The 20,062-nt window shown below is 46.1% G+C and carries 15 protein-coding genes; 2 read left to right on the top strand and 13 right to left on the bottom strand.

Going from position 1 to position 20,062, the window contains the following annotated elements; genetic code table 11:
• Positions 1 to 53: 53 nt before the first annotated feature.
• The gene (locus tag BMZ72_RS04515; RefSeq protein WP_089805662.1) at positions 54 to 695 is read right to left on the bottom strand and encodes a hypothetical protein; all 642 of its coding nucleotides are present in this window, start codon (positions 693 to 695) and stop codon (positions 54 to 56) included.
• A gap of 102 nt (positions 696 to 797) precedes the next feature.
• Between BMZ72_RS04515 and BMZ72_RS04510 the strand changes: the two genes are divergently transcribed.
• Positions 798 to 1,337, top strand: coding sequence for an STM3941 family protein (locus BMZ72_RS04510; RefSeq protein WP_089805661.1), 540 nt, complete (start codon positions 798 to 800; stop codon positions 1,335 to 1,337).
• Here BMZ72_RS04510 and BMZ72_RS04505 read toward each other — a convergent pair.
• The 10 genes from BMZ72_RS04505 to BMZ72_RS04460 form a co-directional block, all read right to left on the bottom strand.
• Entirely contained in the window at positions 1,330 to 2,997 is a 1,668-nt protein-coding gene (locus BMZ72_RS04505; protein ID WP_089805659.1) for a serine hydrolase, read from the bottom strand. The genes BMZ72_RS04510 and BMZ72_RS04505 overlap by 8 nt on opposite strands.
• A 163-nt stretch (positions 2,998 to 3,160) precedes the next feature.
• Complete coding sequence (locus BMZ72_RS04500; protein ID WP_089805657.1) at positions 3,161 to 4,249, bottom strand: L-dopachrome tautomerase-related protein; 1,089 nt, start codon at positions 4,247 to 4,249, stop codon at positions 3,161 to 3,163.
• 199 nt (positions 4,250 to 4,448) lie between these two features.
• Positions 4,449 to 4,661 carry a hypothetical protein gene (locus BMZ72_RS04495; RefSeq protein ID WP_143087597.1) on the bottom strand — a complete coding sequence of 71 codons (213 nt, stop codon included), beginning with the start codon at positions 4,659 to 4,661 and terminating at the stop codon, positions 4,449 to 4,451.
• Positions 4,662 to 4,755: 94 nt separating this feature from the next.
• Entirely contained in the window at positions 4,756 to 6,492 is a 1,737-nt protein-coding gene (locus tag BMZ72_RS04490; protein WP_089805652.1) for a hypothetical protein, read from the bottom strand.
• A gap of 18 nt (positions 6,493 to 6,510) precedes the next feature.
• Positions 6,511 to 7,734, bottom strand: coding sequence for a DUF4200 domain-containing protein (locus BMZ72_RS04485; protein WP_089805650.1), 1,224 nt, complete (start codon positions 7,732 to 7,734; stop codon positions 6,511 to 6,513).
• Between the two features lies 1 nt (position 7,735).
• Positions 7,736 to 11,320 (bottom strand): hypothetical protein, encoded by a 3,585-nt coding sequence (locus BMZ72_RS04480; RefSeq protein WP_089805648.1) that lies wholly within the window; start codon positions 11,318 to 11,320, stop codon positions 7,736 to 7,738.
• An 11-nt stretch (positions 11,321 to 11,331) separates the two neighbouring features.
• A complete protein-coding gene (locus BMZ72_RS04475) occupies positions 11,332 to 12,846 on the bottom strand; it encodes a hypothetical protein (RefSeq protein WP_089805646.1) in 1,515 nt (504 codons plus the stop codon).
• 21 nt (positions 12,847 to 12,867) lie between these two features.
• Entirely contained in the window at positions 12,868 to 13,239 is a 372-nt protein-coding gene (locus BMZ72_RS04470; protein ID WP_089805644.1) for a hypothetical protein, read from the bottom strand.
• A gap of 6 nt (positions 13,240 to 13,245) precedes the next feature.
• Positions 13,246 to 14,532: a hypothetical protein gene (locus BMZ72_RS04465; RefSeq protein ID WP_089805642.1), complete on the bottom strand. Its 1,287-nt coding sequence runs from the start codon at positions 14,530 to 14,532 to the stop codon at positions 13,246 to 13,248.
• Positions 14,533 to 14,826: 294 nt separating this feature from the next.
• Entirely contained in the window at positions 14,827 to 15,198 is a 372-nt protein-coding gene (locus BMZ72_RS04460; protein ID WP_089805640.1) for a nuclear transport factor 2 family protein, read from the bottom strand.
• 111 nt (positions 15,199 to 15,309) lie between these two features.
• Between BMZ72_RS04460 and BMZ72_RS04455 the strand changes: the two genes are divergently transcribed.
• Entirely contained in the window at positions 15,310 to 16,047 is a 738-nt protein-coding gene (locus BMZ72_RS04455; RefSeq protein WP_089805637.1) for an ROK family protein, read from the top strand.
• 67 nt (positions 16,048 to 16,114) lie between these two features.
• Here BMZ72_RS04455 and BMZ72_RS04450 read toward each other — a convergent pair whose 3' ends face one another.
• Both BMZ72_RS04450 and BMZ72_RS04445 read right to left on the bottom strand, forming a co-directional pair.
• Entirely contained in the window at positions 16,115 to 18,535 is a 2,421-nt protein-coding gene (locus tag BMZ72_RS04450; RefSeq protein ID WP_089805635.1) for a TonB-dependent receptor, read from the bottom strand.
• A gap of 183 nt (positions 18,536 to 18,718) precedes the next feature.
• Positions 18,719 to 20,035: a RagB/SusD family nutrient uptake outer membrane protein gene (locus BMZ72_RS04445; protein ID WP_089805633.1), complete on the bottom strand. Its 1,317-nt coding sequence runs from the start codon at positions 20,033 to 20,035 to the stop codon at positions 18,719 to 18,721.
• Positions 20,036 to 20,062: the final 27 nt, after the last annotated feature.

Below are 20,062 nucleotides of genomic sequence, written 5' to 3'. Positions count from 1 at the left end.
GATGGTTCCGGGCGTAAATATACAATTCTAAAATAAAGAAGCGATACTTACTGTCAGGACATATTGCCAAGCGCTGTATTTCTCTCTGATTTCAAATATGCAATATAGGCAGGCAGTGTATCTAAAGTAGGAAAATCAGATGCCGGCATGCCTTCGGGCAGCTCTCTGACAAGATAGACATTGATATTTTCTGCGAATGATTTCTCTCCGAGAAGACTTTGCAGCAGGATAAAAACAGCATCATCCAGGTTCTCGTTCTGCTTCAGATATTCATAGTCATCTATATGTACAACTACGTCTAATTTTGCAGGGAATTCCGGGTCTTCTACTGCAGAGAACCACATGTCTTCCGCGGATAATTCCAGGTCCGCATATTCAATACGGGCACTCTCCGGATCGGCCTGTATCAGTGCGGTAAATTTCCAGCGCTCCAGCTCAGGGGCCTGCGTAACCAGGTATTCCGCATCATCAAAAAATGACTCATCGCAATTGGCAGTGATGACCAGTTCGCCGCCATTCAATTCGTCTACACGCATTTCAAAATACAGGCTGGTGCAATAAAGGTGGAGTCTCTCAGTCAGCTCATCAAACAGGGCCACAATTTCGTCCTGTTCCATTTCTCTGAAAAAGCGGAAATCGTCATTTCTCTCTGTGAACCATTTCCAGAACTTGGCAGCGTCATTACTTCTAAGCATATTTCTCAATTTATAGCTACAGGTAGCCGGGGGTAACAATCTGTTTACTAACCGCAATTTAGTTTTTTTTGTTATTTTAGAATCAGACACAAACGTAAATTAATGCCCAACGTTAACACTATCCGGATACCATTGAACAGAACCCGTCTTTTACTCGCGCTTTTTCCCTGTGGAGTCTCTTTACTGCTGATCGGTTTCAGCCTTACACAAAATGACAGCACTTTTCTGCCACCAGCCCTGATCTATGTCAAAAACATACTGGGCATCCTGGGAATATTGCTTTTTGGTACATGCTCCGTGTGGGTTATCATGAGATTATTCCGGTCATCCGAAGGACTCTTTATCACCGCAGAAGGCTTTACGGACAGATCCAGTGCAGCCGGAGGGGCACCTGTGAAATGGGAAGAAATCATAAATGTGGAAACGAGAGAAATATGGGGCCAGCCAATCCTGACTATCTATCTGAAGGACCCTGCGGCGTATATTACGCGTGAACGAAATCTGCTGAAGCGGATGGTCCTGCTACGGAACAGAAAACATTATGGTTCTCCGCTGCAAATTCCCATAAGCAATGTAAAATCCAGTCCGGATGAGTTATTGCAAATAATCTTATCCAGACTGGATGCGCACCGGACTATTTAGCCGCCACGACGAGAATAGAGTTCATATCGCCTTCATGTGTCTTTGGATTGCGGGGGTCAGACAACCAGACGCCGTCTATGACGAACTTATACTGATAAGTACCCGGAGCCAGCCGTAAGGCCGCTTCCCAGGCGCCATTCTTCCAGCGCATGGGTACTTCCAGGTCATTCCAGCCATTGAAGGTACCCGCCAGGCTAACCAGTTTCGCAGCTGGAAAATCTCCCAGTCTGAAAAACGTCAATGAGCTATCAGCTGCAACCGGCGTCGCTATAAATGTGCTGTCCAGCTTCCCCGCCATCTGTTTATAATTTGTTTTTGCGGGTTTCAGCGTAGCTGCCTTTGTATACCATTGCTGTGCTTCTTTCGGATGGCCACCCCTGAGTGCGGCTTCCGCCAGTCCGGCATAAGCATCTACAGAATCAGGGTAAGCCTGCGTATTCAGGCGGAAGAGCTGTTCTGCCAACTCCGGACGACGATTCTCCAGCAAACGGTATCCCAGCCAGTTCATTTTCGATTCCGGTAATGCGGCGGTATCCTGTACGCTGCCCTTCATAAAAGGAGCGATCGCTGTAGCGAAAGGTTCATGCAGCAGATCATTCAGCAATGCTACATGTCTGATATCCGGATCTTCATTTGTTACCCAGGCAATGGCAGGCTGTTCTCCGCCAAAAAAGAGTTGCAGAATATCGCGTGCAATCGTCAATCCTGCGGCACTATTCGCAAAATAGACCAATCCCTCCTTCTTCTCCGGATAACCGATCAGAAACGCCTTAAAAGTGCCATTATCGCCCCATTGCCAGAAGGCAGGACCGGCAGCTGTTTCCTGACGGCCAACACCCAGGCTCCAGGACAAGGCCGTTTTTCCCTCTTCTACCTGACTATGCACCTGTGGCTGGAGCATGGTCTTAAAGGTCGCAGGCTTCAGTCCCTGCTTATTCAGCAGCGCACAAAGCAGTTTGGCATAACTATCAGCTGTTGTATGCAGGGAAGCGGCTGTATTTACCTTCTCAGGTGTCCAGCGGCCTGAAGTCGTACCGGTTTCCGTATGCGGCCATGCGTAGTCCTGGTCAAACTCATTTTTCCAGATAAAACCACTACGTTCCATCCCCAGGGGTTGTAAGACAGTTTCTTCCAACCAGGGGCTCAATTCCTTTCCGGTGATCTGTTCTACTACTTTTCCCAGCCAGACGAATCCTTCTCCGGAATAGTTCCAACGCTCACCGGGATTATATTTAAATTTCAGGGTATCTCCATTCCGCCAGTTGGGTAATCCGCTGGTATGACTCAGCACCTCTCTGGCAGTTACTTTTGCAGCACGGGCATCATATTGCAGGTCGGGATAGTTGTAATAAGAAGACAAGGGTTTGTCAAGGTCCAGTTTGCCCTGGTCTACCAGGTGCATCACCCCATAGGCAAAAGCGACCTTTGTAAGCGAGGCTGCCTGAAAAACGGTCCGGGCATCAACGTCTCCGCCGGTGTCATTACTGCGGGTACCGAGGTAATAGGTCTGCGCGACCCTTCCATTTTTGACATATGCCAGCGAAAGACCCGGCACATGTGCGCGGGTCATCAATGCCTGGAGTGCGGCTGTCTGGTCCTGGGCATGGCACAAAGAGGAAAATGCCACCAGGGCGGCAGCGCATAAAAGTGTCTTACTCATTGTTGGTTTATTAAAAGACGACTAAAGGGTCAAAATGTTGCATGTGTATTTTATGGGGCTTCACTGCCCTCTTTACAATATAGCACAATAAAAACAGCCGTGCATAAAAAAACCATGAGGAATGTATCGCATCCCTCATGGTTAAAACCAGACAAATAAATACCTATATTTTTATTCTGTATACAGTATAGGGAGAGGTACGTTTATCAACGCCATTATTGTATTCAGGTTGTTTCTGTATCTGGGAACAACTGATGTATAAATAACCATCTGCTATGGAGTAGCTATCGGGCCAGATCAATCTGTCATCTCTGACCACCGTTGTCATGCGAAATGCACTGTCCAGTTTAACGATCCTGTATCCCTGGAGATCTCCCAGATAAAGGTTTCCTTTTTCATCGAAGATCATCCCGTCGGTTGTTGTAAAATGCCCCAGGTCTTCCACCTGCGCCGCCAGATCGGTAGCCGTCATATTCCAGTTACGCAGATGTTCTGTTTTGATACGGTAAAGCTTATCATCAGATAACGGCTTGTAATACAACCAGTTTCCATCTGGTGTCAGGGCAATACCATCCGAATTGAATTTTGCAGGTTTACCATCTTTCATCAGTTCCCTCCCATCAATAATAAATTTATACAACGGATCAGAAATGGTGGAATAATGAGCCTGCAACACGCGGCGCATTTGTCCGTCAGCCAGATTCACCACAATAATTCCGCCTCCTTTGGATTCGGTAAGATAAGCATACTGCCGTTCGACGTCAACACGCACGTCGTTGACATAAGAGGTATCAGCCAGTATATCGGTAAAAGAATAAGTACGGGCGATCGCATTCGACTGCTTATCCATCTTTACAAGCTTTGCGCCGTTTCCCTGGATTGTCTGTAGTCTGGGAGCTGCCGGGTCGAGTATCCAGAGTGTTCCCGCCTTATCAAAATAAACAGATTGTACGCACACCCATTTATTAAGACCTGATAGTCCATGACTCCATTGATTTGTTGCCACATCAGGATAAGGCGTCTTTCCTGTTTTGGCATTCGTCACGACAACCGCATATTGATAGATATCAGACCAACGTGGATAATTCACCAGTAATCGTCCGTTCTCTTCTTTAGCAACACCTGTCAGCTGATAGGTATTGTCTTCAAACATTAATTCCAGCTTTCGTTTCCCATGATCATTATCTTTGGAACAGGCAGTCATCCCCGTCATAGAGACGGCCAGCACAGCGGCAATAAGGTTGTTTTTCATAAAGCTTTTAGGCTAACCGCGCAAAACATTATGCCAGATAAGAACCGTAGGAAAAGACCTGTACAGTGTTGTCGGATGTACCCGCAGCACAAAAGCAGTGTAGCAATTACTCTCAGCAACAGCAGGCACTACATAAACAAAAAAGGACTGCGAAAGCAGTCCCTTTGTCCTTCTCTTAACTATAAAAACCAAAACAAGATCATACTTTATTCACCAGCAGGAAGACCAATACAAAAAGCGCCAGCCCGCCTACCGGATACCATACCCATTTGTCAGCCAGGCGATACCGGCGTTTTGCCACCCATGCGCCTAATATAGCGCCGACCAGTATACCGGTGATTGTCCATAAGACTTCAAATGAAATAACATCACCCGCATGCAGTAACCTGCGCAGAAAGATAAAAAAGTTCATACTAAGGATGAGTACAGGTTTTGCTATGATAACAATCAGAATGAATATTCCGGCTGTAACCCAGCAGCCAGTGTTCTTCCTGGGTGTAGATATATTAGTCATTCAGGTTCGTTTTATATTTCCGGCGGATGTACCGGATTGAAAGAAATAATCCCCCTCCCAGCATTATCAGCAGCAACAGATAAGCAATGCTCACCGGTTCTACATATCTCCAGGGCAATCCCCAGGGCAGATACTCCCGCATGCCCATATAAAAGGAAGCACTTTGAAAAGCGCCGGCCAGCAAGCCGAGTACCAGGAAGAAAGCGGCAGACATCCCGCCCCATTTCAGTAGTTCGGTGATATAGGCTTTCTGCGGAAAAACCACAGAAACAGCGACCGGTATGCGCAGATCCTGGTAGACAGAATTCACTACGATCTGAAAATCATAACGCGTATCCTTCTGCAACTGCATAGGATCGATCGTCAGTTTGATAGCCGTTTGTCTATTGTCAACCAGTCCGTAAAATTTAACAGTCGTTCTGTCCAGTGTAATACCAGGGATAACAGGTTCCAGCCGCAGACTCGCCTTTACAAATCCGTCAGTAGATAATTGCAGACTGATATCTGACTCAATCACATGACTTGCCTCAGAATTGATAAAGGACAATTCCTTCGGCGCGGCCACTATTGCCGGCAAATTAGCTGTTTCATCCACCAGGTTAATAAAGGCCTGTACGTATGCCAGTTTTCGTTCTTCGTCGTTATAGAAACCAGAGTCCGAAATAGCCGCATTCTGTTTGTCAATGCCCTCACACCACTGTTCCTGTCCCTGTTTGCTGAACCAGACATGCAGCTCCTTATTGTCAATAGACTGGAAGATGTCTTTCCATAAGGCCCCGCTGGTTCTGGCGACCGTCACCAGGTGCGCCGGCGAGTCATATCGTTGTCCATTCAGGTAGAAAGGATACTGCGGATTAACAGTATACAGGAGCTCCAGGAAGCCGTTTTTACCCAGTCCTGCGGGTAAGTGTCCGGCCATTGCTGTTTGTGCCTCCTGCTGCCAGATATGGATGTATCCTCTGGAATAAACAGCTTCCAGCTGACTAAGCGCCTCATGCGAATGACAGGCTTCTGTCATCACATCTGCCAGGGTTTTATACATAGCACCTCTGAAACGGAAAGGCAGGTCATTATACAGCCGATAAATAATAGTGAGGTAACGCATCTCCACATCCTTTATATCATCAAAGATCTTCTCAAAAGGCTGTGTACGGGCCGCGCTTCTTGTCAGCATCATGACCGTCGGCGGCAGGTATAACTTGTTCTGGATCAGCTGAAGGGTATCTTCCCGTTTACTGAAACACACCTCTCCCAGTTGTTCCAGCGTGATCACCTCTACGCCGCACCATTCTACCGGTTGCTGCTTCTTATACATATCCCAGGCATCATCTGTCATCCAGGGATCCCGGAAAGAGCCGGTATCCGGAGCAGGATGTAAGCGCGGACTGAATGGATTAGGCTGATTGCTGATAATATGGATAATATATGCGATCGCTTCGGCAGGAGATAGGTCTTCCTTTACCTTTTCAACGATGGGGCGGGCATGTTCATTAAAAAACCTGCCCTGTGAAAAAGAGGAACTATTGACCACCTGATCTTCGATCAGTTTATATGGACGCCAGTCAGTACTTTCATACACACGCCCCACTACGGCTGCCAGTTCTCCCGTATCATACCCCAGATCCCTGCCAGCACTGATCAGTTCAGGATGTTGATTGATATTAATATCCAGGTTATTCCTGACCAGCAGCTTTCTGATATATTCTTCCAGTTCGTCTGGTGTTCTCATAATAACATTTTTACGACACTAATTGAACCGGATCTTCGCCGGATGACGGATCATCCATTTATCTCCGTTCAGGACCAGTTCTCCGGGTTTATCAGTCACAATCACACTATCCGCCGCAGGGAATGCCTCATACTGACAGGTCTTACCAAAGAAGAAGGAGGCATTGGACAAAGCATAGCGTTGTGCCTGACGGTTATTGCTGACGCGAAAAGCGCCTGTAGCCGGAGACGTGATGGTGATCTCAAAAATGGTCTCGTTATCATCCTTATCCAGCAATTCTTCAGAAGAGAAACCATCGATCTTATCCGCGTAGCGGGCATACTTTACAATCGGTACAAATTCCTTCGAAATATTAATGTCAGGGGGTGGCGTTTCAGCAGGCGTTTCTCTGGCTTCCCTCACCTTCTGCTGATATTGTTTACGTTCGCTGGCCTGACTTTCCTCCAGTTTGATGAATTTGTCCTGCGCATCGCGTAACTTATTGTCCAGCGATTTCACATCTTCCCACAACTTATTTTTCTCGGCCTCCAATGCGGAAGCCTTTTCTTTTTGCTTGTCGAAGAGTTTCTTCAGGTCCTCTTTCTTCTTCCGCTCCTTGAGAAACGCACTATAAAAGTATAATGCCAGCAAGATGCCCAGAATGGTACTAATAATAAAGACCCATGGGAGCTTTTCATTTTCATTTTTAATGGATAGCGCCGTCAGATCATTTTCACTTACTGTATCTCCCGCATCAGCAGCTGGTGCTTCTTCAGGAGCAGCAGAATCTGCTGCAGGAGGAGGCGTTGGTGCCGCAGCCGGCGTTGTGGTGACTGGTGTCTCCGCTGGTGGCGGAGTAACATTGCCGGCGATAATATCTGCTATCGCTTTCTGATATTCTTTAAAACCCGGCGACTTCAGGCGATTTTCTCTCCGGGCATTTCCCCTGGTAATGTTGTTCAGTACTGTTTCACTGAATTTTATCATTTCAGCTTTATCGGGTCCGACTTCAATCTTCACCCATTTATCAATAAGACTATCGACTTTCGTCATTTTCACGGCGAACTTCTTAAGGCTCTCATAATCAGCACACCCATTACAGGTATTGACAGTAATACCTTTGAAACTTACTGTATCGGTAGACAAAAACTCTACCGTACGTTTGATAATATTAAACTTCATTGTACTGACAGGACCTTTCGGGGTTTGTGCCAGTATGATGCTACAAAGAAACAGGGGTAGGATGAATATGTATCTCTTCATGTCAGACGGATTTTTTAGCAACAATTTGTTTAGACAATCTGTACAACGACTCTTTGAATGCAAAGAAGAAAAGTGATTGCGGCAGTGGTTCTTCCTGATCGCGGGAACGCAGGTCATTCAGTACCTTTCTGTAACTGTCATAGATCAGCCCCTCTCCATTGTCGATATCGCCATTCCAGCGCAGCAATTCATACGTTTCCTTAAGATTCCTGATATTGAACTCACCCAGGAAATCGATCACCGCACGGTTGTTCAGTGTTTTCTCCAGGAAGTTGTTCAGGTTTTCCAATACAGCTACGTTCAGCGGACTGGCAATATTCTGTACATCCAGCAACTGGAAAGCCCCTTTTTCTCTGGTCCTCACCTTTTCTGCAAAGGCAGCTTCCTTCAGGGGATTAAAGCCGGGATGCACAAACTCCGCCAGCGTACTATATCGCGCTGTTTCTGCCTTGTCAGCGCGTGCATAGAGGATGGAACCATTAGCAGTCACCTCCTTCGGATTAGCATTCAGAATCACTTCAAATGAACGCTGTAATTGTTTATCTGAATAGGTATTGATCAGCAGGCGCGTGAACTCTTCCAGTTCTTCCTTACCTCCCCCACACAACAGAGAAATGTACTGGCTGCCCTTTCCGGTAAAAGACAGGTATCTTGGTAACGGATATCCTTTCAGTTCGATGATCTCAATGATATGGTAGACAATAGCGCTATAGTGTAAATACAGCACGGTTAGCATATCCGGTCTGCCGATAGCAATAGAGTCACTGAAACGGAACTCCTGGTCATATCTGAACAGTAAACTGACCAGGTCATCGGAGCGCAGGGTACCATCTTCTTTTGCCTTTGTCAGGAACCGCGCTTCATTAGGCGGATAGATGTTGTTAGCCCGCTGGTATTCAAAGTAATTGGTAATAAAACCATTGTCTTTTACCTTACCATTAAACCCGCTGCCCCACAGGTCATTTCCCGCAAAACGGAAGGAAGTACTGATATACTTATCATCCCGCTGACCGGAAGACTCCATAAACATCATAACGTCTGTCGTACCGCCACCAATATCCACGTTGACAATATTGGCCATATCATGCAGGGCGTTCTCTGTTTTGGTCAGGAAGAAATAAGGCGCTACAGATTCCGGGATAGCGGCCAATAGCTGCGCGCCACTTCCATCAAAAACATCTTTAAAAGCAGCCTCCACGAGCTTCCTGAGTGTCAGTCTGTTACCCATACTCATACTCAATGGTAACGACCAGCCCAGCTGCAGCTTACCCAGGTCACCGTTATTCAGGACCGTCTTTATCTTAATCTGTGCAAACAGCTGTTTCAGGAAGAACTTCACCCTGTTCTTGTTTGCATTGTCATTGTTATTTTCCAGCAGCCATTTCAGATTGGTGGTATAGATCACATCACCCTGCGTCTCCTCCTGATCGATGTAATAACCGATATTGATATGACTGAAAAGATCGTAATTGGAATCATCCCCTTTCGCAAAACTGCTGATCTCACAGGTTGCAGTTTTAAAAGGGAAGGAGACAGGACTACGCCCCTTCTCGGTGATCACGGCAGGCAGGAATTCGCGTCTTAAAGTCTGGTCGATGGCCGGGAACTGCCCATAAAATGCAAAGCGTACACCAGGATGCGGATCATTACCTGGTGCATTCAGGAGTACCATCTGCTGATCTGCCTCTTCAATCGTGAAAGGCTGTGGCAACTCAGTGGCATTGTCCATATAGGCCACATGCGTATTAGAGGTGCCAAAATCCACCGCAAAAGTATACGCCTTATGCTGGTTCAGACTGATGATCCTGTTCTCAAAATCGGGGATAATAAGGCCCTCACAGCTAATGCCTGAAGGGTCTTTATATGACAGTTCGATGTAATCGAAGGAGTCTTTTAATTTGTAATATTTGGAGCTCGCTGTTGCACCGCCTTTGTCAAAAACAGACCTTGGCAGCATCTTCTGTGGCAGTTCATTACGGGAATGACTGAGCGTATTGTACGTATAGAAATGCAGGGATACGCGTTCCGGTCCCTCCTGTTCTATACGGTTGGCCAGCAGGATATCATAGTTCTTTAAGGCTCTTAATGCCGGGGCATCACTTTCTACCTTGTAAAAAGGATAAATACCCAGGCCCATACGACACTCTACGATGGTTCCTTTTGGTTTGGCATACTCTTTTACAAAAAGGATCTCTTTGGCGCCTTTCTTATTTTTGATAGGTACCTTCAGCGTGACCTTTACTACCCCGTTTGTGACGGTAATATTCAGGGCATTCTTCAGGTCCGAAAAGGTGAAGAAATTGAAATACGCCTTCTTGACGGGCAGCAGGTATTTGAAATCACCCCGGAAACCGGAGAAGAACCTGTTGTTATTGATATTGAAAGGTACTTCCAGCAGATAATCCTCCAGCAGGTCCTCCGTCGTAATAAAAGGATAGGTTACAGCAGTGCCCGTCCCCTGTGGTAGTTTACGTTCATACAGCGGTATGGAACGATGATACAGATCACGGATCATTGTACTGGGATTCCAGGGTACGTTTTCCTCCAGATAATCCCCGCTGATATTCATGCCATTGATCAGCACTAATGGCGGATAGACCTTTACCTCCTCGTTCTTTTCGTTGAACTGCCGGTTATATTTGTCAACGGTTGCGTTGATAATAAAGTCACTGTACTTCTGTACTTTTTCCTTCTCCTTTCCTTCCTTCAGCCGATGATAATGCAAACCACCGATAGTCAGGTGTTTGTTATCAATATTCGTCATGATCGTACTGTATTCATCATCCAGTACAGCCGAGGAATTGATGATCCTTTCATTCTGCAGCAAATGGGAAAAGCGCTTACTGCTGCCGACCGCCTTGTTGATATATTTCCTCAGACCGGCAGCTTTTCTGAAGGCTTCCGGTTGTTGTCTGCACAAGGTGAACAGATACGTCACAAACTCTTCGTCCCGCAGGTGTAAAGGGCGGGTATCCTTATCAAAAAAGACATCCCCATCGGCACTCTGCGGGATGTTGATGATCGCACCGTCCCTGATCTTACGGCTCCAGTTTGGACTGGTAAAGAACAGGGTCAGCGGAGACGTTCCCCCCAGCAATGTATTCTCATAGAAAATAAGAAAGACGCTGCCGGTATTGGTAAAAGCGCCGTTGTCTTTATCAAAAAAGATCTGTTCCAGCGACTTACCCAGCAGATAGTTCGGATGTTTCTCTCCTTTTTGCTTCAGCTTGTCTATATTCTCCGTTACCAGCCATTCCTTGAACCAGATCCTTTTACCGGGACCGATCTCCTCCGGACGGCTGCTGAAGATAAGCTGTAATACATCCAGACAGTCAGACACCAGCTGGTGATAGATCGTATTGCCTTCAAGGCTGATATTATCAGAAGCGAGGATATTAAAGGCGGTGTCAAACAGTTCCATTCTGGCGAGTGGAGAAGGAATAGCGGTACCTGCCTTGGAAGACCCCTTGGAGGCGGTGATATTCTCTACTTCAAAACTCTCCGTATTGATACCTGTACTGGGGGTCCAGCATTTGATCTCATTAGGGTTATATCCCTTATATTTTCTAAAGATATGCGGCGTCATAATAGCTCATTTTAGTTCATGGATGGCAGGGATTCCAGTTTGGAAAAACACTCAGCGGCGACCCTGTTCATCAGTTTCAGGAAACGTTTCTCCTTTTCTGTGTCCGGGATGCTTTTCTTCAGCTCATCTTCGATCACGCCGAACTTTGTTTTCAAAAACGATTCCGTAATACCGCCATTCTTTACGATACCGAGTATCTTCACTACTTCAATAGGTTTGCCTCTTACCATGGAGTTAAAATCAAGGTTCTCTCCTACGTTGAAGGGCTGGAACTTGCGTTCATTATCCATCATTTCCCTCAGCCAGGACATATAATGATCCCGGAAGAAGGTCGTCAGATGCTGGAAGAAGATATCATTCTTCATTCGGGTCCCCAGCTCCAGCTCTTTATAAAAAGACTCATTGCTGAACTTTGGCAGGACTTCCAGGAATAACTTCTTTGCATATGTAAATAAGGTCAGCGGCTCCATGATAGTGCTCCTTGTTTTATCAAAGAAATGACGCACATCAATGACCTGATCTTCCTGTTTGATACCGAAGTCGTAATACTCCGTTTTATCCCGGGATTTAAACGAATCGTCTGACCTGTTTACAAAATCTACGATCGCAGTAGCCCCCAGTAGTTCGAGCAGATGGGCGTTGTTCTTTTGTTCTTCCCCTCCCTCTTTATTTTCGTATTGTTTCAGCGGATGGTCCCACAACTGATAAAAACAGTTGATCTTCCCTTTCAGGTATTTGGAGTAATAAGTCAGCGCTGCCTCTGTTTTAGAGTCGAAACGGTCTGAGTTGATGGCGCTCTTTTTATCATCCGATACCTTGTAATAGGGCATTACGGTCAGTGCACCAAATACGTTATTCCGCAGACGCTCTTCTTCCTGCAATAATCTGACCAACTGTGGAAACCCTGAAGAACCGGTCCCACCAAAAATGGAGCTGATGATAAAGATCCGGTCATGTTCTCCGATACTTTTCATGACAAACTTGAACTCTTTCGTGGAGGCCAGATTATTGAATACCACACAGCCGATATTGGGGTTCCCCTTGAAGCCCATATCCAGGCGCAGATTCAGTTCTGTATGACTGTAATCCGGATGACCGGCAGGCGTATTATCATACAGTGCTTCCAGGAAGTCCATATTGATATCGCCAACCAGTTCTTCGTCAGGATCGATGTATTTGATGAAAGAGGTCTCCAGGTTATCGAATTGCAACTGGAAGGAGTCTTCCAGCCTTTCCGTCGTACCACTTTCCGGTTTAATGGAGCTCAGTGTATTCAGGTTTGCATTGAAAAAGCCCTCACGGGTATCTTCTCTGTCGCCATAACCCTGAGTACGGATCAGTTTATAAGATTCAAGTGCTTTTAAAGTGCGGGAAGTATCCGCGTTCTTTGCATCCACATCTATGATAATGGGGATGATCTTGTTGGTATTGCTCAGCTTCACACCCGATGCCAGCAGCATAGTTAAGGAGCGCAGTACCCTGGCTCCGGTGCCACCAACACCGAAAACAAATATGTTCCTTGTCATACACGACAGTTTATACAGGTATTAAAATGGAGTTCTTTTGGCGAATATAGACGCGCGTTTAAAGAGCAGCGAAAGGATCACAAAATAGACCACTGCATACAGGGCATTGATCATGGAGAAGGTGAACATATACGCATCTGCCTCATCTTCCGTACCATTCCTCGCCTGACTATAGGCCAGTCCTGAGGCAATAAGCGCCAGCAGGATCATCGTGATCAGCCAGTGTTTCTGTTTATCCCATACAGGTCTCCAGCGGCCCAGCAGCACGTAGAATATAACAGCAAACAAGACAGACAGAATAATGGTAAAAAGGCCTACGGCCGGGAAAATTGTTGTTGCATAGACGGGGTTATTATTCTTACCACCCAGTAACTCGTACAATAAACTAAACATGACAGATTATTTTTTTATGGGTATCGAAATATCAATGTAATCCTGGTTATTGTTTTGGTATGCTTCCCTGACACCGTCAATTAAATGTTGCAGTGCAAATGTTTTGCCGCCGATGTCCGTGATTTTTGAATCATCCATGATTGATAAGGTCCTGTAAGAGGTATCATATTGCAAGGGAAGATGAAGACTAATATTGCCTGAATGATATACATTATTTATTCTCAATACAAATACATGGGTTCCTTTCTGTACTCCGACAATCTCTGACTTCCTGAGTTTGCCCATGTCAATATTCTTCGTCAACAGGATCTTTTCAATACTATAGTCCAGATTATCTGCCTGCTTCTCAAGATGCTGTCTGAGATAAGTGGTATCTTTTGCATATGCCGGCAGGGAAGACAAATCTGTAGAAATGGCAAATACACAAGGCTTTTTTGCCGATGCACTTACGTCTTTAAGGCCGTCATCATTTAAGGTCCATTCTCCTTCTCTGAGATAATTATATAGGATTTCACCACCTTTGACGGGCTCTCCAAACAGGCCAAAATCCATCGCCATCGTATAAGGCTGCAGGCTTTCCATGTCATTCAGCTGGCTGTTGAAATGTGAGAGCAACTCTCTGTTGCCGATCACCCACATATAGTAAGGGCGGGATACATCTCCCCTTATAGGAATGACCTTATTCTGATAAGTATAATAGTTACCGACGAAGCTGGAATTAAATCCGTATACCATCGCACACATGTGCTTATGCTGCTTAAGATCGAGGAAGGACTTTGTCATGGTCGCCTTCAGCTCACCTTCTGCATTATCCCTGTTGATATTTTCATTGCCTTTCTGGCGCAGGACTGCGTCCGGATAGGACAATATGCAGTCAGATACAAAGATGGAAATATCGTTTGAGTCCGTGCGCTGTGCGATCATTTCAAAGATCTTATGCATTTCCGAGCTCTTGCTCTTTGTGGGATGATCTACTGAGATAGCATTGATAAACTGTTGCGTGGTACCATTAAATGCAACAATGGAATCTGCTATATAATAGTTGTGCAGTTTCAGCTTTCCTGAATCGACCTTTCCCTCGATATTCACCAGCAGATTGGGGATCCGCTTTCTGAAATCAGTTGAACCCTGTAGGTACCCGGCCATACTGCCGGATGTTTCCATAAAAAAATTGATCTTATCTATTTTCTTCTCTGCCGTAGTGGGTAGTGCTGTTTTTTTTGTCTTCTCTTTACAACCGGGGCCTGCTCCGATAAACAACAACGATAGTAAAGCAATAGCATACTTACTCATGAAGTGGATTTTTAACACAGAAATAGAAGGGGTACCATAAATAAGGGATACACACAAATTGTTCAATAGCAAAAATCACATGGCAAAACACCGGGGTTGCTACACGGGGGGTGCTTTTAATGATTTACATGAAATTTCTCTACTGAGATAATGGGCACAATGATAAGGATAAAGGATGTTAAATTGGTTAATGCGGTGTTAAAAGGGGATTTTTCCCCGGTTAATCCCATGTTAAAAACAATAAGATAAGGTCTGTAAAAAGTGGATGATTACAACGAATAAATGATACCTGCCTTAATGCTCAGCGGCCAGTTCCTGTTTCTTTTCCATCAGGTAATTGGTCAGTTGTCTGATCTTCCCGTCTTCCATATGAAACACATCACAAAAAGCCGCTTCCAGCGTACTGCCATCTTTCCTTTTTGACAACACCTTCCCCTCTGCTACTACAATATTATCTTCCTCGATCAGTCTTGTCACGAAGATATCCGGGTCTGGTTCAAAGGCATCATCCTCCATCTCCCGGTCAAACGCACCTTTACCTGCCAGCTGGTAAAATCCCGGCATCTCCCAGAGTACATCATCTGTCAGACATGACATCACCATCTCATGGTCTTTTTTCCTGAACCCTTCCATATAGCGGGTCACGGTTTGCTTGTTTGTTGTCATATTACATTTTCTTTTAGTTAATATACTGATTTTCCGTCGCTTAACCATCAGCAGCAAAATACAGGCCCAGTATTTGTGGCAATTCCGGCATCACCAAACAAACTCAACACAATGGCATCATCCGATCACATACTGGCTATAGATGTTGGTGGTTCCCATATAAAAGGCACTATCCTCAACAGCAAAGGCGAATGGCAGATGGACTATAAAAGACTGCCTACTCCCAAAGGCGCGAAGCCTAACGACGTTTTAGAAACAATCAGCGCACTGGTAAAAGACATGCCGGCTTATGACAAGATCTCAGTCGGCTTTCCCGGTTATGTACGCAACGGCATTGTATATACCGCCCCCAACCTGGGGAATCCTAATTGGAAGAATATCGACCTGGGACAGCAGATCGCGGATCTGCTGAAGAAGCCTGTCCGCCTGGTCAACGATGCAGACCAGCTGGGCCTGGGTGTTGTTTCCGGTAAAGGCTATGAACTGGCAGTTACCCTGGGTACAGGTTTTGGTACTGCCCTGCTGATAGATGGCTACCTGCTGCCGCACCTCGAACTGGCACACCATCCGGTCACCAAAGAGCATGATTATGACGAATACATTGGAAATAAGGCCCTGGAAGAAGAAGGTAAGGAGAAGTGGAATAAAAGGATGGAAAGGGTGCTATTGATCCTTAAAACGGTGTTTAATTACGATCGTTTGTATATCGGTGGTGGCAGTGCCGACGAACTGACGATTCCCCTGGACGACAACATCCATATTTTTACCAATAAGGATGGTATCAAGGGTGGCGCCCGGCTCTGGGATATGGAAGACAAATATCATATCACGACCAATTATCCGAAATAAGGATATCCGGCATAAAAAAACGGCGTAAGAGTAACTCTTACGCCGTTTTTCTATCTATCCGGGTGCATCAGAACTTATACGCAAAGTTGGCGGTATAGTTTCTCGGACGCTGCGGATTCACAGACCAGTAACCAATATAGTATTCCTTGTCTGTGATATTATTTACGTTCAGGGAAACCCTGAAATGCCTCGAATTAAAAGACACTGCCGCATTCAGCAAAGCATAATTAGGCAGGTAGAAATCGCCGGTAGCACTGTTATCAATCACTTTGTAACGACTGGCATAGTTACCGCCGATACCCAGACCGAAGTTCTTCAGTGGCCCCTGTGTAAAGCGGTAGTTCGCCCATACATTCGCCAGATCACCAGGTCCCTGTCCACCAGGTGCACGGCCAGGCTGAGAATAGAAATCATCCTTCGCACCTTCTTTCACCTTTGTGTGATTATGGCTGAAACCTGCTATCAGGTCCAGGCCCTTCACCGGTGTCGCATTGATCTCCAGTTCAAAACCCCTGCTGCCTACTTTTCCACCCTGCGTAACGTCATTAGGGTTTGTGGCGTCAGGCATCACCCTGTTGCTTACAGTGATATCATATACAGAAAATGTCGCGTGTAATTTATCCTCCAGCAGGTTCGCCTTTACGCCATATTCCAGCTGATTGGCATGCTCCGGCTTGAAAGACTTCACATATGGGTTTTCGCCATTTTCATCAGATACCTGCTGCGGCGCCACATTGATAAATGCATTCATGTAATTGGCAAACAGAGATACTTTATTCAATATAGGCTGATAGATCAGACCGAATTTAGGTGACAAGGCAAACTGGTTGAAATCATCGTCCTTTGTCTCCTTTTCCCCTTTGGAATCAAAGTAATCTGCTCTCAGACTTACCATCGCCATCAGACCAGGCGTAATATTCACCACATCCGAAAAATAGGCACTATAAGAGCTGTTAGAGATATTGCTGTTGGAATGGTCTGTACCGGACAGTACGCCGTATATAGCGGCTTTTGTCAGCGGCAGCGGACCAATCGTATCTCCGCTCCATGGATCAGCATAATAGCGTACATCCCCCTGTGCAGTCACCGACCTGGTAGCCGCCCATCCGGAACCTTTATCTACCACATTTCTGCGGAAGTAATCTACCCCGATCAGTAAACGGTTGCGCAGCTTACCGATCTTGAAATCGCCATTGAAGTTCTGCTGAATATCGAGGGTACTGGTGCGTTGGTTCTCATCATGGAAATACTGGTCATACCATTCATCTCCGGGCGCATCATCCCAGATATAAGAATAAATACCATCTGATTTTACCCGGCCATTAGAAACCACCGTCTGTGAGCTCCACTGGTCAGATAACTTATACAGCATCTGTGCCTGGATATTATAACGGGGATTTTTGATGGTGAGCTCATTGCTGGTAAAAGAGAGGTCATTGTTCAGGTTCAGTTCCTGAATGGTCTTATAACGGAGCGGTGTGGCCCTGTCAGAATGAAAGAATACAGGCGCTACCGCTCTCTTTTCATCCAGCACTTCCGCCATCACCTGGAAGGAAAGTCTGTCAGTAGCATTATAGGTCAGCGAGGGCGCCAGGAAGAAAGATTTCTTCATACCGGCATCCTGGAAGCTCTTTTCAGAATGATAGGCCGTATTGATACGCATGGCCACTTTTTTGCTCAGGGGTACGTTCACATCGGCAGTCACCCGGTGTAATCCGAAACTGCCAAAGCTATAGCCTACCTCTCCGCCAAAGTCGAAATACGGTTTTTTAGTGATGGTATTGATCATACCACCGTAGGCATAAAAAGAGCCGCCAAACAGCGTTCCTGAAGGTCCTTTGATGACCTGTATCTCTTCTACATTGGCAGGGTCGAGATTACCTGCGGTAAGCCCCGGTAATCCATTGATAAGGGAAGGCTGTGCTTCAAAACCCCTCAGGGCAAAATAAGCGGCACCGTCTCCACCCCTTCCGGTAGATTCCCAGGTACGGCTGAGTCCTGGTACGTTACGCAAGGCATCGTCATAATTGACGATACCCTGCTGTTTCATGATATCGGATGAAACAGTGGTATATACCTGGGGATTATCCAGGTTCTTCAGCGGCATTTTAGCCACCACGCGATTCTCTTTGTTGCGGTTGTAAGATGAGATGATAATCTCGTGCAATTGTGCAGAATTTTCTTTCAGGACAAAGTTCAGCTGAACAGTCTGCCCTGCGGTAACAGTCACTGTCTTCTCCTGACTTTCAACGGCCACAGCCGTCACTTTTACCTGCCAGTTGCCTGGTCTTACATCACTGATACTGAATGTCCCATTCTCATCACTGATCCCTCCCCACTTCGACTTTTCAATCCGTATGGTCACATTGGATGCAGGTTTACCATCACTGGTTGTGATCGTCCCTGTAATAGTGCCCCCGTTTTGTTGTGCATATATCGAATTGACTGACAGTACCAAAAGGCTGATAAAAAATAGAAATCTTGTCATTCCCCTTATTTGTGGTTGATAAAGTATTTAAACCACAAAAATCAGCTGACGAAAAGGGAACAGTTTACGCAATCGGGAAATTATGTCACATGATAAACAGGAATGACGGGAAACTGACAGAAGCACCTCCGTAGAAACACAAAAGGGTACTCCTGCGAGTACCCTTTCTGACTAAACAAAACATCAAAGATTGCTCTCGTTCTGCGGCAATGGGTACCGCGTCCACACATCATCATCGGGCCTGTCTTTGGGCAGGGTCCCCAGTAAGTTATAGCGTCGCAGGTCTACCCAGCGATGTCCTTCCATAAATAAAGAGTACCGGCGCTGATACAGCAATTCTGTGATCAGGGCAGCAGGTGTGATCGCTCCTGCATAAGGCGTCATATTATGCAGTGACCTGATGCGGTTCAGCGCAACAATGGCGTCCGGTAAGGAATTGCTCTGGATCTTGGCTTCCGCATAGATCAGGATCAGCTCCTCGTTACGGATGATACTGATCGGTGCGTTCAGCGAACTCCAGATCACTACGTCACGTGTACCTGTCAGACCATTCTGGCTGATAGGTGAATTACGCAGGGCTGTTTTCGCCAGCCGATCATCACCAGCCACAATATTCGCAGCATAGGAAGGATGTGAAACCCTTACCTCACCATTGGTATTTGGTGCCAGGTACATGGTATTCGCAATGTCGCCTCCATTGGTAGAGAAGAAATGGAATACGCCTGTATTCAGCGCACCATTCAGATCAAAGAAAGAGGCAGTCAGGGCAGTCAGCGCCTCACCCCATTCTTTTCTGTAAATATGCACTCTGGCCGCCAATGCACGGTTAAATTTCAACAGACCCGCCGCATCCTTAAAGCCGGCAAATCCGTCTGATAACGGAAACATCACGGTCGATCCCGTCAGGTCTGTCTGTCCCTCGTCGAGGAACTTCAGTACAGAATCCAGTACGATTGCCGGATCTGTAATAACAGGACCGAGTGTGGCGCCATTCGGCACCGGAATACGGGCGCCGCTGGAATCTGTCATATTGATATTCAGCAGCAGCTGATAACCGATAACTGTTTTCGCAAAACCGGAAAACGCTTTCTTCTGTACATCAGAAGCGATCTCTGTACGCGCATTCCTGGTGGCGTCCAGCAGGATGAAACACTGTCTTATTACCTGGTAACGGGAACCCCAAGGGTTTGTCAGATAGAAGGTATTATTATCCAGAATCCTGGTACCTCCACCTAAAAGATCTGTTGTGTAGCGTGGTTCAGAACCGGAGAAACGATAGATCTCACGGCCTATCACGCCAACACCATCGAGGTAACCTGCGTAGTTGACACGCATACCTGATTCAATACCGGTGACCAGATTAAACAGATCGCTCCTGGTAGGATTGCCGGAGATAGTACCTACAACCGGCGTATTCAGACTGTCGATCGGTCCCTTCTGGCAGGCGCCCATCAGGAAGAGTACAACAGCGGTAGTTATAATTGAGAAGTAGTTCTTCATATGAAATAATTTTTAACAGATGGAAAA

Source organism: Chitinophaga sp. YR627 (assembly GCF_900114995.1).
GTDB lineage: Bacteria > Bacteroidota > Bacteroidia > Chitinophagales > Chitinophagaceae > Chitinophaga.
Note: the sequence above shows the minus strand (reverse complement) of the source record. Positions and strands in the feature narration are given on the sequence as shown.